The following is a 15144-nucleotide window of genomic DNA, read 5'->3' as shown; positions in this document are numbered from 1 at the left end:
GGCGCCACGGCACCGCCGGCGACACTTCGCCGGTCGAGTTCGAACGACGCCATTCCCAACGGCTCACGGGTGTCTAGGAAATCCGGGGCGATTCAAACATCTGCTGGCGCGTCTGCAAGGGGCAGCGGTGGTTGCTCAGGCGCGACGTGATCCCGAGGTGGTGCATCGGCAGGTGGACGAAGCCCTCGCCTGGCTGGACAACGTCATTCCAGCCACGGCACGCAAGCGCAAAGGCTGATTGCCACTGGGGGCCGAGTCCTCAGCGCTTCAACCTCTCCCTCAGCAACTCAAGCACGGCTTGCACGCGCTTGGGCAGTTGGCCTTCCCGTGCCGCGTACAAGAGCCAAACGGCGCTGTCGAAATCGGTGGCCGTCGCTTCCAGCTCGGGAAACAGATTAACGAGCCGGCCAGCGCGTACGTCTGCGTCGATGAGCCAGTCCGCCAGCAACGCCGGCCCAAGGCCGTCGAGCGCCGCTTGGCGTAACGCCAGCGCAGAGCTGGCGACGAGCCAGCCTTGGATGGCCACATCCTCCACCTCGCCATCGGGCTCATTTCTGAAACGCCAGAGCGCCCGGTAGCCCGGCAGCGGGAAGCGCAGGCAGCGGCAATGCGCGAGATCGGCGGGCTCGCGCGGCTGTCCCTGCTGCTTAAGGTACGCCGGACTGGCAACGACCCGGAAGCGCACGTCGCGCAACCGCTGGCCGATCAGGCTGCTGTTCACCGCGGGGCCCAGGCGCAGTGCGATGTCCACGCGCTGGTTCACCAAGTCCACCACGGTGTCAGTCAGCAGGAGATCAAGCTCCAGGCCAGGGTGCTTCTGGTGGATCTCGGGAAGCAAGGGCACCAGCACGGTCTGCCCGAAGGCCACGGATGCGGTGATACGCACCAGGCCTCTCAGCTGCACGCTCCCGGCCCGTAGTTCCTCGCCGGCCAGATCCAGCTCCTTGAGCAAGGGCTCCACCTGGGCCAGGTAGCGCTCGCCGCCTTCGGTGAGGGAGATCTGGCGTGTCGTGCGCTGCAGCAGCCGTACGCCGAGCTCCGTCTCCAGCGCCGCCACAGCCCTCGTGACCTTGCTCGGGTCCAGGTTCAGCGAGCGTGCCGCGCCCGCGAAGCTGCCTTGGCGCACCACCTCGACAAAGGTCCGGAGCTGATCAAGGTCCATGTCCGCTATTGCAGAAGTTGCAATTCTCCATGGTAGGCGATGCACTTCACCGCGTGCGATCGGTGGCCGACCATGCTTCATCCAATCAATTTCCGCAAAAACGAGGTGTCATGACTTCAACCCAACCCATCGCTCTCCTAGGGCTCGGCGCCATGGGCTCGCGAATGGCAGCCCGGCTGCTTGCGGCGGGGCATGACGTCGTGGGATGGAACCGCTCCCCCGCGCCCCTGCAATGGCTGCGAACGCAGGGTGGGCGAACCGCGGCATCGCCTCGCGAGGCCGTCGCCGGGGCACGCGTGGTGTTCTCGATGGTGCGCGATGACGAAGCCAGCAGGAGCGTCTGGCTGGACGCAGACCATGGCGCCGCTGCCGCGCTGGATACAGGAGCCATCGGCGTCGAGTGCAGCACGCTCAGCCCCGCTTGGATCGAAGAGCTTGCGGCCTCGCTGGCGGTGCCTCTGGTCGACGCACCCGTCGCCGGCTCGCGCTCGCAAGCCGAAGCGGGTCAGCTGATCTTCATGGCAGGCGGCCCCCACGAAGCCGTTCAGCGTGTCACACCGCTGCTTTTGCAGATGGGGAGCGACGTTCACGCCGTTGGCGCCAACGGCAGCGGCAGCGCGTTGAAGCTCGCGGTGAACAGCCTGTTCGCGGCTCAGGTGGCCGTGATGGCCGAGCAGTTAGCGGCACTGGCCCACCAGCAGGTCGCGTTGCCCGTGGCGCTAGCCGCACTGAAGGCCATGCCGGTCACGAGCCCGGCCGCCGCTGGTGCAGCCGCGGCCATGTTGGCAGGCGCCTATGCACCGCAGTTCCCGGTCCAGCTGATGGCCAAGGATTTGGCCTACGCGTTGGCAGCCGGCGGCCAACGCCTGCCGCTCACCGAATCCATCCTTGCCCGATTCCAGGCGGCGCGCGAAGCCGGCCTGGGCGACGAACACGTCGTTGCGCTGCACAAGCTCTACCGCTGACTCATCCCATCCATCCTGCCCAAGAGATTGCCATGTCCCCCTTCACCGTCCACACTCTCGAAACCGCTCCCGAGGCCAGCGCGCCGCTGCTGCAGCAGACGCTCAACGCCTGGGGCTTCATCCCCAAGCTGCACGGCACGCTGGCCGAGTCGCCCATCGCGCTCGGTGCGTACAACGCGCTGTTCACGGCCATCACCACGAAGGGCACACTCGACGCCAAGGAACAGCAAGTGGCCTTCCAGGCGGTCAACGTGCTGCACGGCTGCGAGTACTGCACCGCAGGGCACACCTTTCTGAGCCGCGCGGCGAAGGTGCCAGAGAGCGTCATTGCGGCGTTGCGCGATGGCGAGCCGATCAAGGACAACGCGCGCTACGAGGCGCTGCGCCAGTTCACCGAAGCGGTGGTGCGCCAACGCGGCCGCGCCGGTGACGACGCTGTCGCTCGCTTCATCTCGGCCGGCTTCACTCGTGCCCAGGTGCTGGAGGTCGTCACCATCGTGGCCTGCAAGACCATCAGCAACTACACGAACCATCTCACGCATACGCCTCATGAGGCGTTCATGGCTGACCCGATGCTGAAATGGGTTGCTCGGCCAGAAATGGCAGCGGTGTAGGAAGTAGCGGACCGTTGGAACAAGCGGCCCGCTCCGTTCGAAAACATGCTTCTATGACTTGGCCTGCTCGGACTTTAGGCCAAGGAAGAAATCGTGCGCCTGGTTGCCAATCTTCAGCCCCATTGGCACGCCCCCGACGTTCTCAGAAGCCTGCCGCGGGATGCCGTCGAAACGCCAGTGCACGCCCAGGAACACGCGCGAAATAGAGTTCTCGAACACTGCTCGGGCAAAGCTCTTGTACGAGCGCGGCAGTCGTTGACGCACTGAGCCGTCGGCGTCCACGGCCACGCCGTCGAGTTCGTCCGAGACAAACGAGAAGTGCTGATCGGCAATGTCCAGAACGCTGTTTTCCTCGTCCAGCACTTGCTGCACGGTGATCTCCGATCCCAGCCATCGGGCGAGCACCTGGAACGACGCAGCGCCGAACGTGGCGTGACCCGACGGGTAAGCGGGGAACGGCGGAGTGCGAGGGCCAACGCCTGGCCGGTTCGTCTGCGGAGCCCCGAGAGGCGCCCAGAACGGATCGCCCGTCCCCTCACTGCGAATGCCGACGACAGGTCTCCAAAGATCGTTGTCGTATTTGGCTTGCCAGGCATCGATCCCGGCATCCGCCATTGCGCAGTTAAGTGCGGCCAGCACGCGGGCGACTTCAAGCTCAAATCCCTCCGTCGTCGAAGGAAGCCGATTCTTGTCTGCGAGGCCGGCGATGATCTCACGCGCAATTTCGTTGTAAAGACGGGGCGGCACACCGAGGTGTGCAGCGCCGTCGTAGCCCCAATACAAGCCGATGGCCGTTTCGTCGGGCGTTCGTGTCGCGCTTCTGAGCGAGCCCTTCTCAAGAACCTCGAGATAGTCGTCCTTGTACTTCTGGTTGCTGAGAAGCGACGCTTCGCCATGTCCTGGATATGGGTCGATCGTCACGGCCTGTTCAGCGCAGAAGCGAACAACGTTGCCCCACGCCTTGCCGAGTTCCGGCTGCCCAGGCTCGAAGGGGTCTGTTCGATGCTTGGCATACGCGCCCTGGACATCCGATGGGCGCGCCGGTGGGTTCGGCGCATCCGAACCGTCTTTCATGCGGGCTTCGATGATGGACGCCGCAATCAGGGCACCCTCCTTGAAGCCATCACTTGTCGACGGGGTGGAAAGGCTGTAGTCGATGTACTTGGCCTGCCGAGGGTACAGATAGGTGAGCATCGCGTGGGCTGCGCCATCGATCACGTGGGACAGCGGCGAGCCTTTCGTAGGCAGCGGCACGGCGATGTCGTTCTTAACCCCCTTGTAGACGGCGCTGGGTTGAACGACAGAAGCCACGGCGTTGTAGATGGCCAGATGAGTCATCGCCATCGCGCGCGATGCACGTGTCGGGCCAGTCTGCGCGCCTCCGCCGTAGCCAGGGGAATGGTCGCGCCGACCCAGTTCCATGAGAACGGTGTTCCAGTGAAGAGTGGTACTCATAAGTCTCTTTTCGTGCGCCGGCTGTCAAGGATCGACGCGGCGAACCGACCCTTCCAGCGCTAGTGCCGCGGGTCGCGACGCTATCTGCGGCCAAGGCCGGCAAGCATCCTCAAATCTGGCGAGTTAGGCTGCTCCTCCCCAATCTTTCGGTCTAGCCATCCGCAGAGCGAACAGATCACCGTTGACCTACGGCTGCCACGGTCTATTTTTCGCCTCGGTCCGCTGCCCGCCCCGAATCGGCCCGAACGTAACGTCCGGTCGGTGGCAACTGGCTCAGTGCCAGCTTCAGATCGGGACGGAAGCGCCAGGTGCTGAGAATCGCCGGCTTGGTGATGCGATCCATGCGAAACGTTCGCGCGGCGCCCTTGCCGATGTCTCTGGCCAGCAGATACCAGACCGGCGGCTCCACGAGCAATCCATGAGGCTCAATCTCACGTGTGCTGCGGCGGCCTTGCGCATCCGTGTAGTCGAACGTCAGACCGCTTCCGCTGCTGAACGCCTCTTCGAAGAGCGTCAGCAACTCCGCAGTCGCGCTGGCGACTGATGCTGCGAGGGCGGCGCTCGCGGGTTGCCCCACGAAAACGCGCCGGAGCACCGCGCGCAATGCTTCGGCGCGCGCTGGCGGCAGGCTGTTCAGCAGCTTGTTCAGGGCGGATGTCGCGGCGTCGCCCCACGGAAGGGCGCTGGATTCCCTTGCAAGACGCGAGGCCAGCCACAGGCCATCACTTCGGCCAGGCTCAGGTGTACCGCCGTGAGGCCGCGCGTCCCCTCCAGCCGAACTCCGCCGCCCGGCCCGGCTTGCCCGCTGATCGGCATGCCCATGTCCCGCAAGGACGCTAGATCCCGCAAGACGGTCCGCTCACTCTTGCCGAACTCTCCGGCCAGCTGGGCGACCGTCGCATCCGGCTGCGCACGAAGACGACTGGCAAGTTCGATCCTAGATTGTGAGGCTGTCCACCTCCTGTGGACGCCATCAACCAGGAGCATCCATGACATCGAGCCATTCCATCCAAACGGCGCAAGTCGTTCGAGCCGTCGACGCGATGACCGCAGCGTTCCAGGACGGAAACCTTCAAGCGTGTTGAACGCTTACGCGCCGGAAGCCGCCGTTGCCTTCGAACCGGGCCAGCCCGCCAGTGGCGAAGCCGCGCTCAGCGCGGGATTCCAGCAGTTCTTCAGCGTCAGCCCCAGGTTCAGCTATGCAGTGCACGACGTGCTCGTCGCTGGCGATCTGGCGCTGCACATTGCTTCGTGGGGGATGACCGGCACGACGCCCGGCGGCCAGGCCATCTCGCAGCGAGGCCTGTCGGTGGCGGTGCTGCGCCGTACGCCAACGGGCGCCTGGCAGCAGGTGCTGGACAACCCGTTCGGCGACCGGCTGCTACAGGTCGATGCGCAATCGGCCTGAGCCAATCCCTACATCTCGCTGAGCGGGATCTGCCCGGCCTTCTCATCGGCATGCAGGATGGCGATCAGCTTGGCCAGGTCCTTGCGGAGTCTGCGGACACTCGGCCCGTCGAGTGTTCGCAGCGCTTGCGGCAGCACGCCGGCGAACGGCCCCGGTGCGCGCCGCAGCACCTTCAAACCTTGCGGTCGCAGGTGAAGTTGCACCGCGCGCCGGTCAGCGCCCTCGCGACGAGTCTCGATGAAGGCTTTTTCGACGAGCGTCTTCACCAGGTTGCTCGCAGTGGACTGGTGGACGTCCATCGCGCGAGCCAGTTCACTCACGCCAATGCCGGGGCGCTCCCCAACGACGCTCAACGCCCAGACCTGCCCGCCACCGATGCCGGCCTTCTTCTCGACTTGCTGGAAATGAACCCTGACGGTGTTCAGGATCTGCCTGAACTGGCGCAGCACCAGCGCAGCCTCGTCGAGATCGTTGTCCTCGGAGGTGAGTGGCTTCCTTTGTTTTGGTTTTGTACCTGGCATCTCAGGATCACGCGGGGGCTGTCGAACGCCGATCATCCCGGAAGCACTTCAGCGACGCATCGCAAGGACATGCCAACTCGTTGAGTACGAACGTCAGAGACACCACGCCGCGCCAACAAAAAGATGGGCGCCTGAGGCGCCCGAAGTTGGCTCCACTGCCGCGAGCCCGCTCGAGCTGCACGCGGCGCCAGTCGCGCATTGAGGGCGACAGGCGGGACTCTGGGAGCGTAGCATGTGCATTTGGTCAAATGTTCTTTGAACGGCCCGCGAGAGCCACATGACCCGGCATGCACTTCCCCAGCTCCTGTCGGAACCATCCCCGTGAGGGATCACCAAAGCATTCCTGATGACGTCAGGCGATTCATCCTGACGAGCATCCCGTCGGTGCCATTCCTTGAAGCGGCGCTGCTGTTCCGACGGCAGCCGCTTGCGCAGCGCACAACGGGCGATGTCGCGCGTTCTCTATACGTCAGCGAAGTCGCCGCGGGCGAACTGTTGAATCAGATGCAAGGCACCGGCATTGTCGAGGCGACGGCGGACCACTTTCGCTATGCAGCGTCGCAAGCGCTGGACGAAGCCCTTGGCGCGCTGGCCGTCGTCTACGCGAAAAACTTGATCGGGGTGACCGAACTCATCCACGATGCCACGCAGAAGCAGGCGCAGTTGTTCGCCGACGCGTTCCAGCTCAGAAGGAGGCCTTGACGTGGTGCTGATGATCTACGCCCTGTGCGTCGGAACCGCGGCGCTGTGCGCGCTGCTGCTGCTTCGCAGCTACGCGAAGACGCGCTTTCGGCTGCTGCTGTGGAGCGGCCTGTGCTTCGTCGGGCTGACCGCCAACAACGCTTTGCTGATGCTCGACAAGACGCTGCTGGCCCATATTGATCTCTCGGCGTGGCGCGCCGCTGTCGGTGTGGTGGCCATGGCCTTGCTGGTGATCGGCCTGGTGATGGAGCGCGGTCGATGAGTGCCTCGGCCATCACCCCCGTGCTGCAGGGCTGCGTCGCGGCGCTGGCATCTGTCGCATGTCTGTTCTTCCTGAGCTTCTGGCGCAGCACGCGGGATCGCTTCTTTGTCTTCTTCGCCGCCTCGTTCGGCATCGAGGCTTTGAACCGGCTGCACATGGGCTTCACAGCGCAGTCCGGCGAGGACGGGCCCATCAACTATGGCATCCGGCTGTTGACCTACGTACTGATCCTCGTGGCCATCTGGGAGAAGAACCGGCCGAAGCGATAGCAGGCGGCACGTTCGTCGCGCCTCGACTGGCTACACTGCCGCCCCTGGGTGCTACCGGCGCAGGGCCGGCAGCAGGATTTGCGCAGGTCGGGCCGCCACGCGGTTTGAGTTCGCCTGCCTCATGCCCACCACGCTGCAAATCGTCGCGACCGTTCTCTTCGGTCTCGCGCTGATCCACACCTTCTCGACCAAGTTCTTCGAGCATCTGGCTCACACGCAGCCACGCCATGCGGGCCTGTGGCATCTGCTGGGGGAAGTCGAAGTGGTGTTCGGTTTCTGGGCGCTGGTGTTGATGGTCTGCATGTTCGCGCTGGACGGCAAGGCACAAGCCACGGCCTATCTCGACTCGCGCAACTTCACCGAACCGTTGTTCGTCTTCGCCATCATGGTGGTGGCTGGCACACGGCCGGTGCTGCAGATGGCCGGCGGTCTGGTGGACGGCGCAACTCGATTCATGCCGCTGCCGCGTGGCATGGCGAACTACTTCCTGCTCCTCGCCTTCGTTCCGCTGCTCGGCAGCTTCATCACCGAGCCCGCGGCCATGACGCTCGCGGCCATGATGCTGCGGGACCGGCTGTTCAGCCAGGCGGTGTCCAACCGACTCAAGTACGCGACGCTCGGCATCCTGTTCGTCAACATCTCCATCGGCGGCACGATGACGCCGTTCGCGGCACCGCCCGTGCTGATGGTCGCTGCGAAGTGGAACTGGGATCTGATGTACATGGTGACCCACTTCGGCTGGAAGGCAGCATTGGCCGTCGTCATCAACGCCAGTCTGGCCACGGTGCTGTTCCGCAAGGAACTGCTGCAGCTCGCGCCGCCCGCCGCAGCCGATGCCGCAAGGGTCCCGGTGATGGTGATTGCCGTGCACCTGCTTTTCCTGGTGGGCGTCGTGGTGTTTGCCCACCACCCGGCCGTGTTCGTCGGGCTGCTGCTGTTCTTCCTTGGCTTCACGACGGCCTACCAACGCCATCAGGACCCGCTGATCCTGCGCGAAGCGCTGCTCGTGGCGTTCTTCCTCGGCGGGCTGGTGGTGCTGGGTGGGCAGCAGCAGTGGTGGCTGCAGGAGCTGCTGCTCAAGATGGACGCCGACGCCGTCTTCTTCGGCGCAACGGCACTGACCGCCATCACCGACAACGCGGCGTTGACGTACCTGGGTTCCCTCGTCGAAGGGCTGAGCGAGGAGTTCAAGCAGGCACTCGTAGCGGGCGCCGTGACGGGCGGCGGGTTGACCGTCATCGCCAATGCGCCCAACCCCGCCGGGGTGTCCATCCTGCGTGGGCGTTTCGACGAGGGAGCGATTTCGCCGCTGGGACTGCTGTTGGGCGCGCTGCCGCCAACGCTGGTCGCCGTGCTGGCCTTCCGGTTGCTCTGATGCGCGTACTGCTCGCGACCCTCGGTTCACGCGGGGACGTCGAGCCCTTCCTTGCGCTGGCCCTGGCGCTGCAGCGCGCAGGCCACAAGGCGGTGCTGTGCGCTAGCCAACGATTCCAACCGTGGATCGAAGGCCGGGGCGTTGTCTGTGAGCCAATGAGCAACGGCTTCGTCGAGATGATGGAGTCGCTGGAAGGACGCACCGGGCTGGAGGAATCGGCGACACCCCTGGGCATGCTGCGCACCGTGTGGCGGTTGGCCCCGCAGATCAAGCCTCTGCAGGTCGAAGTTCAGCGCGACCTTTGGCGCGCGGCAAGAGCGTGCAGTCCCGACGCCATCGTGTTCCACGCCAAGCTGGCGGGCGCGCCGGACATCGCCGCGGCGCTCAACATTCCTGCGGCCTTGCTGCTGCTTGTTCCGGCACTGGTACCCACAGGGGAGTTTGCCTGTCCCGTGTTCCCGCAGTGGATGCGCAGGCTAGGCGGCGCGGGCGCGCGGCGCGCCGGCTATGCCACGGTTCGAGCACTTGCCCGTCGATTTGGCGCTCGTCCTGCGTTGACCTGGCGTCGTCAGGAAGGGATGGGGGCAGGACCATCTCAGCTGGACTTGTTCCATGACGCGAAAGGCCGGCCGTGGCCGATCCTGCATGCGCACAGTCCAACGCTGCTGGCCAGGCCGACTGACTGGCCAGACCATGCACATGTCACGGGCTTCTTGCGGCTACCGGGTCAGCCGAGCTGGGCCCCGCCCGATGCCCTGCGGTCGTTCCTCGATGCGGGTCCGCCGCCTGTCTACGTCGGTTTTGGCAGCATGGCGGGGCGCGATCCCAGGCGCAAAGCAAGAGAAGTTCTGGAAGGCCTGCGGCTGGCCGGGGTGCGTGGCGTCATCGGGCGAGGCTGGGGCGGTCTACAACCGTCTGATCTTCCGTCGCATGTCTTTGCAGTTGACGATGTCCCGCACGACTGGCTGTTCCCAAGGATGGCGGCGGTTGTTCACCACGGCGGCGCGGGCACCACCGCTGCCGGTCTGACAGCGGGGAAGCCGACGCTGGTGTGCCCGTTCTTCGGCGACCAACCCTTCTGGGGTGACCTTGTTCATGAAAGAGGTTTGGGGCCGAGGCCGCTGCCGCAATCGCGACTGAATTCAGCCAGTCTCGCTGCTTCGCTGAGGGAACTGCTTGATCAGAAGTTGGACGTCAATGCTCGGAACATTGGAAGCAAGCTGAAAGCAGAGGACGGCGGTGATGCGGCGGTGCAGCGACTTCTGAGGCATTGGATAGGAGAGCGCTGAATCATGACCTGCCAAATGTTCTTTGCGTCTCCGTCATAGGATGTTGCTGATGGACAAGCGATCCCTTCTCAGATGACGATGAAGTTGCAAGAAGGCCCGCCAGAGAGTTGGCGGCTCCGTCTGTACACCATCATCTTCGAGGCGGACACGCGCGCCGGCCGTGCGTTCGATCTGGCTCTGGTAGGGCTGATCGTTGCCAGCGTCATCGTAGTCATGCTGGACAGCATCGCCTCCGTGCGTGCGCGTCACGGCACGGTTCTGACGACGCTCGAGTGGATGTTCACGCTGCTTTTCACCGCGGAGTACATCGCGCGGCTGTCCTGTGTACGGCATCCGCTGCGCTATGCCCGCAGCCCCTACGGCATCATTGATCTGATCGCCGTGCTGCCCACCTACCTGGCCTTCCTGGTGCCAGGACTACAGGCGTTGATTGACGTGCGGGTGCTACGCCTGCTGCGGCTGTTCCGCATCCTCAAGCTGGGCGCGTACGTCGCTGAGTTCGGCATGCTAGGGCGCGCCCTCGCAGCGTCGCGGCGCAAAATTCTGGTGTTTATGTTCTTCGTGATGATGGTCGTGACCATCATGGGCACCCTGATGTACGTCGTTGAAGGGCCGGACAACGGCTTCACGAGCATCCCGGTAAGCGTGTACTGGGCCATCACCACGATGACGACCGTCGGCTTCGGGGACATCACCCCCAAAACCGACCTCGGCCGGGTGATCGCGTCCGCCATGATGTTGCTCGGCTGGGGAACCCTGGCCGTGCCGACGGGCATCGTCAGCGCGGAGTTCACGGCGCAACGCATGGGCCGGGCACCGACAACGCGCACTTGCCACGAGTGCCTGAGTGAAGGCCATCTACCAAGCGCGCGCTTCTGCCGGAACTGTGGTGCTCGCCTGCCAGCATGGCAAAGCGACGAAGGTCTTTGGAAGCCAGAAGGCGAGGATCGCGCAGAACCCTCATAGGGGGTGCCGAGATACGGTTCTGGATCGCCCACTCGCGCGCCGGAATCCCGGTCAAGTCTAAGCCGCCGCCCAGAAGATGTGCCGGGGCAACAGGATGCGGCCAACGCGCAAGTAAGAGCGCCATTCACGTGCGCATTGGACTCGAAACAAGACAGTCGGTGTGGGGAGATTAGAGCTGGGTGCGATTTCCAGGATGTTGTGTTTGGCCAAATGGAAGCCCGCTCCGGATCATTAGCTGCCGTCGGTCGGCTCTAGCGCGAACGGCAGCAAGCAGCCTCAAGCGGCCCGCTGCGGCGGCACAACTCTGCGAACTCCTACCCCAGCTTGCTCTCCAGCGCCGTCAGCGCCTCGACAGCTCCGCAGGCCAGCCCCACGCCGAACGCCGTGGCCACGTCCGGTTCGCGCGGGTTGATGCGCACGATGTGCCCGCCGTAGCCCGCCACGACCTGCTGGCCGAACATGCGCACGGACGGGATGGCGGTGCCCGCGCCGACCTCGATGACGACGGGGCGTTCGACACGCTCCAGCCAGCGGTTGAGACGATGCGCTTGCGCGTCGTAGCGGCCGGAGATCCAGCCCCAGTCGCCGAACATCAGCAGGTTGGGTCGCGCCAGGCCGCCGCAGCCGGGGCAGGCCGGCAGCTCGCCGCGCCAGCGGCACTCGGCCTCGTCGATGTCGGGCTGGACGTCGTCGGCCGGCCACGGCGCTTGGCCGCAGCCGCGAAGGCATTGCAGCCAGTGCAGCGAGCCATGGCATTCGTGGATCAGCGCGTCGTCAAGGCCGGCGCGCTGGAACTGGCCATCCACATTGCTGGTGAACACGGCCAGGCCATGCAGCATCTGCGCACCCTACCGCCGCAGCAGCGCAAAGCCGGCATGCGGCACGGTGCGGCGGTAGAGCCCGAGGCGGTGACCGTAGAAGCCCCAGGCCAGGCGCGGGTCGCGCTCGAAAGTGTCGGGTGAGGCGACCTCGGTGAACTGCAAGCCCGCGCGGCCCAGCGCCGGGTAGGCGCGCCAGAAGCCGTCGCGGCCGCGGAAGTCGGGCAGGCCGGAGTCCACGCCCATGCCGGCGCCCGCGGTGACGACGAGCGCGTCGGCCTGCGCGATCAGCGCGGCGGCTTCATCCAGCGCCGCGGCGTTCATGACGCGTCGTCCTGAGCCCCCCAGCCGTGACGTTGCGCGCGGCGGTGATCTTCCTCCGCGTCACGCTCGGCGGCCATCTGCTGCTCGAACTGCTGGCGGCCCAGCTTGGCGGCCGCGATCAGCGCGTTCTCGTCACCCTGCAGCGGGGCCATGCGGTCCAGCACCTCGATGTTGTGGCGGCGAAAACGCATGGCCTGGCGGCGCGCGGCATGCGGTTCCTGGCCGGTCAGCTCCAGCACGCTGCGCGCGCTCATCAGCGCGGAGTCGAAGGTCTCACGCTCGATGTGCTGCACGCCCAGTTCGCGCAGCCGGTAGTAGTGCTGCACGTTGCGCGCGCGGGCGACGACGGTCAGCTGCGGGAAGTGCTCCTTGGCCAGCTCGGCGATCTCCACGCTGTGGGCGATGTCGTCGATGGCGATGACGAGGATGCGTGCGCTGGCGGCACCGGCGGTCTTCAGCATGTCCAGCCGCGTGGCGTCGCCGTAGTGCACGGTCCAGCCGAAGCGGCGCAGGCCCTCGATGGCCTCGGCGTCGTGGTCCAGCAGCGTGGCTTCCAGGCCGTTGGCGCGGAGCATGCGGCCCACCACCTGGCCGTAGCGACCGCTGCCGGCAATGATGATGGGCGCGGGTGGCGGCGGGGCTTCGCTGCGCTGCTTGCTGAGGCCGCGGCGGGCCAGCTTCTGCGACATCAGGCGGTCGCCACCGGTCAGCAGCAGCGGCGTCAGCGCCAGCGACAGCGCGACCGCGGCGACCAGCGCCGAGTTCTGTGCCGCGTTGATCATGCCCTCGCTCTGCGCCAGCTGGAACACGACGAAGCCGAACTCGCCGCCCTGCGCCAGCAGGATGATGAAGGCGGGCCGCTCGACCAGCGGAATCTTCATCACCTTGGCCATCAGGCCCAGCACGAGGATCTTGCAGGCCAGCAGCGCCAGCACCAGCGACGCGACGAAACCCGGCTGCGCGGCCACGGCCTTCAGATCCAGCCCCATGCCCACGGCGATGAAGAACAGTCCCAGCAGCAGGCCCTTGAAGGGCTCCAGGTCGGTTTCCAGCTCGCGGCGGTACTCGCTTTCGGCCAGCAGCACGCCGGCGAGAAACGCGCCCAGCGCCATCGACAACCCAACGGCCAGCATCAGCGCCGCCGTGCCCATGACCAGCAGCAATGCCGCGGCGGTGAAGATCTCGGGAGTTTTGCTGTGCGCGATCCAGCGCAGCGCCGGGCGCAGCAGCAGGCGGCCGCCGAAGATGATGATGACGATGGCGCCGACCGCCTTGGCGGCGGCGACCCAGGTCTTGCCGTCGCCATCGTCGGCCGCGCCGCTGGCCGCGAGGATGGGCACCAGCGCCAGCACCGGGATGGCCGCGATGTCCTGCAGCAGCGCGACGGACAGGATGCTCTCGCCCGCCGTTGTGCGGCCCAGGTTGCGCTCGGCCATGACGGCCAGCGCGACGGCGGTGGATGACATCGCCAGGCCCAGGCTGACGACGACCGTCAGTCGCCACGGATAGCCCAGCGCGAGGCCTACCGCCGTCAGCACCGCCGCGCAGCCCAGCAACTGCACGCTGCCCCAGCCGAAGATTGGCCGGCGCATGGCCCACAGCCGCCTGGGCTCCAGCTCCAGGCCGACGAGGAACAGCATCAGCACGACGCCCAGCTCCGCCACTTCGGCGATGGCGGCGGTGTCGGGGATCAGCCCCAGTACCGCGGGACCGACTGCCAGGCCCGCGACCAGATAACCCAGGATGGACCCCAGTCGCAGATAGCGCGCCAGCGGCACCGCCAGCACGGCGGCGGCGAGGAAGACCAGCGGCAACTGCAGCCAGGCACCGTGGTGGCTCATTGCGCGCCCCCGCTCAACGTGGAGAACAGGGCTGGCCGCTCGTCCAGCGCCACATCGTCCTCATCGCCCACTGGAAGCTCGATGACGTGGTCGCACCATTCCGGGTAGTGCGTCAGCCGCTTCACGAACAGTTCAGCATGGGCCTGGAGCTGCGCATCGGTCGCGCGGTGGGCGGCATGCAGGATCTGCGGCGGCAGCCAGTTCATGCCGCAGGTGAGGGCAGACTGGCGGTAGGGCAGCAGGAACTGGTCGATGGCATGGTGGTTGTGGCCGCCGGGCGAATAGGCCTCGGCGCCACCACCGGTGGAGGCCACCAGCCAGAAGTCCTTGCCGTGCAGCGCGGTGCCGCCGGGGCCGTAGGCCCAGCCCAGGCGTGGCACTTCGTCCAGCCACAGCTTCTGCAGCGCCGGCATGCTGTACCAGTAGATGGGGTGCAGCATGACGACCAGCTTCGCGGCTTCCAGGGCCCGCTGTTCGGCATCGACGTGCACGTGGAAATCGGGATAGAGGCGGTAGAGGTCGCGCAATTCGACGCGTTCCGCGATGGGCGACGCGCGCAGCGCCGAAATGACGCTGCGGGTGGCGTTGGAGCGGGCCAGGTCGGGATGGGCGGCGAGGACCAGGATGTCGCGCAAGGGTCTGTCAGGCATGGCCGGCTAGGTTACCGTGGCCGCACGTCAGCCAGCCCCTTCCTCGACCCTCATGCGTATCTTCGAAACCCTTGCCGACCTGCAGACCCTGGTGGGCCAGCCGCTGGGCCACAGCGACTGGATCACCGTGGACCAGGCCCGCGTCACCGCCTTTGCAGAAGCCACCGAGGACCGGCAGTGGATACACGTGGACCCGGAGCGCGCCAAGGCGGGGCCGTTTGGCGGCCCCATCGCGCACGGCTTCCTGACGCTGTCGCTGATTCCGTACTTCTTCGAGACCGGCTTTTCGGTGCGCGAGAGCCGCATGGTGCTGAACTACGGCCTCAACAAGGTGCGCTTCACGGCGCCGGTGCCGGTGGGCAGCCGGCTGCGCGGGGCCTTCAAGTTGTTGGCCATGGACGAAGCGGCGGGCGGCGCGGTGCAGCTGACCGTCGAAGTGGCCATCGAGGCCGAGGGGGCCGCCAAGCCGGTGTGCATTGCGGAAAGCCTGGCCCGCCATTACCGCTGAAGGTCATGCCAACCG

At 66.0% G+C, this 15144-nt stretch carries 17 protein-coding genes and 2 pseudogenes; 11 read left to right on the top strand and 8 right to left on the bottom strand.

Going from position 1 to position 15144, the window contains the following annotated elements; genetic code table 11:
* Positions 1-238 (top strand): annotated as a pseudogene (locus J2X21_RS26380) (hypothetical protein); the annotation flags it as partial.
* A gap of 21 nt (positions 239-259) precedes the next feature.
* Here J2X21_RS26380 and J2X21_RS26375 read toward each other — a convergent pair.
* Positions 260-1162: a LysR family transcriptional regulator gene (locus J2X21_RS26375; RefSeq protein WP_310333122.1), complete on the bottom strand. Its 903-nt coding sequence runs from the start codon at positions 1160-1162 to the stop codon at positions 260-262.
* An 8-nt stretch (positions 1163-1170) separates the two neighbouring features.
* Here J2X21_RS26375 and J2X21_RS26370 point away from each other — a divergent pair, with 8 nt between their 5' ends.
* Both J2X21_RS26370 and J2X21_RS26365 read left to right on the top strand, forming a co-directional pair.
* Entirely contained in the window at positions 1171-2127 is a 957-nt protein-coding gene (locus tag J2X21_RS26370; RefSeq protein WP_310333121.1) for an NAD(P)-dependent oxidoreductase, read from the top strand.
* A 32-nt stretch (positions 2128-2159) separates the two neighbouring features.
* Positions 2160-2741 (top strand): carboxymuconolactone decarboxylase family protein, encoded by a 582-nt coding sequence (locus tag J2X21_RS26365; protein ID WP_310333120.1) that lies wholly within the window; start codon positions 2160-2162, stop codon positions 2739-2741.
* A gap of 51 nt (positions 2742-2792) precedes the next feature.
* Here J2X21_RS26365 and J2X21_RS26360 read toward each other — a convergent pair whose 3' ends face one another.
* The 3 genes from J2X21_RS26360 to J2X21_RS27180 form a co-directional block, all read right to left on the bottom strand.
* Positions 2793-4196 carry a vanadium-dependent haloperoxidase gene (locus J2X21_RS26360; protein WP_310333119.1) on the bottom strand — a complete coding sequence of 468 codons (1404 nt, stop codon included), beginning with the start codon at positions 4194-4196 and terminating at the stop codon, positions 2793-2795.
* A 202-nt stretch (positions 4197-4398) separates the two neighbouring features.
* Complete coding sequence (locus J2X21_RS26355; protein ID WP_310333118.1) at positions 4399-4716, bottom strand: helix-turn-helix transcriptional regulator; 318 nt, start codon at positions 4714-4716, stop codon at positions 4399-4401.
* A gap of 125 nt (positions 4717-4841) precedes the next feature.
* Positions 4842-5183 (bottom strand): helix-turn-helix transcriptional regulator, encoded by a 342-nt coding sequence (locus J2X21_RS27180; protein ID WP_405048811.1) that lies wholly within the window; start codon positions 5181-5183, stop codon positions 4842-4844.
* A gap of 91 nt (positions 5184-5274) precedes the next feature.
* Here J2X21_RS27180 and J2X21_RS26350 point away from each other — a divergent pair, with 91 nt between their 5' ends.
* Positions 5275-5604 (top strand): YybH family protein, encoded by a 330-nt coding sequence (locus tag J2X21_RS26350; RefSeq protein WP_310333117.1) that lies wholly within the window; start codon positions 5275-5277, stop codon positions 5602-5604.
* Positions 5605-5612: 8 nt separating this feature from the next.
* Here the strand turns inward: J2X21_RS26350 and J2X21_RS26345 are convergent, their stop codons facing one another.
* Positions 5613-6161 (bottom strand): MarR family winged helix-turn-helix transcriptional regulator, encoded by a 549-nt coding sequence (locus tag J2X21_RS26345; protein ID WP_310333116.1) that lies wholly within the window; start codon positions 6159-6161, stop codon positions 5613-5615.
* A 285-nt stretch (positions 6162-6446) separates the two neighbouring features.
* On the opposite strand from J2X21_RS26345, the gene J2X21_RS26340 reads away from it, so the two are divergent.
* The 6 genes from J2X21_RS26340 (at position 6447) to J2X21_RS26315 (ending at position 10988) form a co-directional block, all read left to right on the top strand.
* Positions 6447-6827, top strand: coding sequence for a hypothetical protein (locus tag J2X21_RS26340; protein ID WP_310333115.1), 381 nt, complete (start codon positions 6447-6449; stop codon positions 6825-6827).
* Positions 6828-6837: 10 nt separating this feature from the next.
* Positions 6838-7089 (top strand): DUF5985 family protein, encoded by a 252-nt coding sequence (locus J2X21_RS26335; protein ID WP_310333126.1) that lies wholly within the window; start codon positions 6838-6840, stop codon positions 7087-7089.
* Positions 7086-7358 carry a DUF5985 family protein gene (locus J2X21_RS26330; protein ID WP_310333114.1) on the top strand — a complete coding sequence of 91 codons (273 nt, stop codon included), beginning with the start codon at positions 7086-7088 and terminating at the stop codon, positions 7356-7358. The genes J2X21_RS26335 and J2X21_RS26330 overlap by 4 nt, the downstream gene beginning before the upstream one ends.
* A gap of 121 nt (positions 7359-7479) precedes the next feature.
* Positions 7480-8733, top strand: a complete 1254-nt coding sequence (locus tag J2X21_RS26325) for a putative Na+/H+ antiporter (RefSeq protein WP_310333113.1) — start codon at positions 7480-7482, stop codon at positions 8731-8733.
* Positions 8733-10022 carry a glycosyltransferase gene (locus J2X21_RS26320; RefSeq protein WP_310333112.1) on the top strand — a complete coding sequence of 430 codons (1290 nt, stop codon included), beginning with the start codon at positions 8733-8735 and terminating at the stop codon, positions 10020-10022. The genes J2X21_RS26325 and J2X21_RS26320 overlap by 1 nt, the downstream gene beginning before the upstream one ends.
* A gap of 78 nt (positions 10023-10100) precedes the next feature.
* Positions 10101-10988: an ion transporter gene (locus tag J2X21_RS26315; RefSeq protein WP_310333111.1), complete on the top strand. Its 888-nt coding sequence runs from the start codon at positions 10101-10103 to the stop codon at positions 10986-10988.
* 314 nt (positions 10989-11302) lie between these two features.
* On the opposite strand, the pseudogene J2X21_RS26310 reads toward J2X21_RS26315, so the two are convergent.
* The 3 genes and pseudogenes from J2X21_RS26310 to kefF form a co-directional block, all read right to left on the bottom strand.
* A pseudogene (locus J2X21_RS26310) lies at positions 11303-12130 on the bottom strand (SIR2 family NAD-dependent protein deacylase).
* Entirely contained in the window at positions 12127-13971 is a 1845-nt protein-coding gene (gene kefC, locus J2X21_RS26305; RefSeq protein WP_310333110.1) for a glutathione-regulated potassium-efflux system protein KefC, read from the bottom strand. Before kefC ends, J2X21_RS26310 begins: the two are co-directional and overlap by 4 nt.
* Positions 13968-14621, bottom strand: a complete 654-nt coding sequence (kefF, locus tag J2X21_RS26300) for a glutathione-regulated potassium-efflux system oxidoreductase KefF (RefSeq protein WP_310333109.1) — start codon at positions 14619-14621, stop codon at positions 13968-13970. The genes kefC and kefF overlap by 4 nt, the downstream gene beginning before the upstream one ends.
* A gap of 52 nt (positions 14622-14673) precedes the next feature.
* Here kefF and J2X21_RS26295 point away from each other — a divergent pair, with 52 nt between their 5' ends.
* Positions 14674-15129 (top strand): MaoC family dehydratase, encoded by a 456-nt coding sequence (locus J2X21_RS26295; RefSeq protein ID WP_310333108.1) that lies wholly within the window; start codon positions 14674-14676, stop codon positions 15127-15129.
* Positions 15130-15144: the final 15 nt, after the last annotated feature.

The sequence above is a fragment of the Roseateles asaccharophilus genome (assembly GCF_031458115.1).
Lineage (GTDB): Bacteria > Pseudomonadota > Gammaproteobacteria > Burkholderiales > Burkholderiaceae_C > Pelomonas > Pelomonas asaccharophilus_A.
The sequence above is the reverse complement of the archived record's forward strand: the minus strand, read 5'-3'. Positions and strand labels throughout refer to the sequence as shown.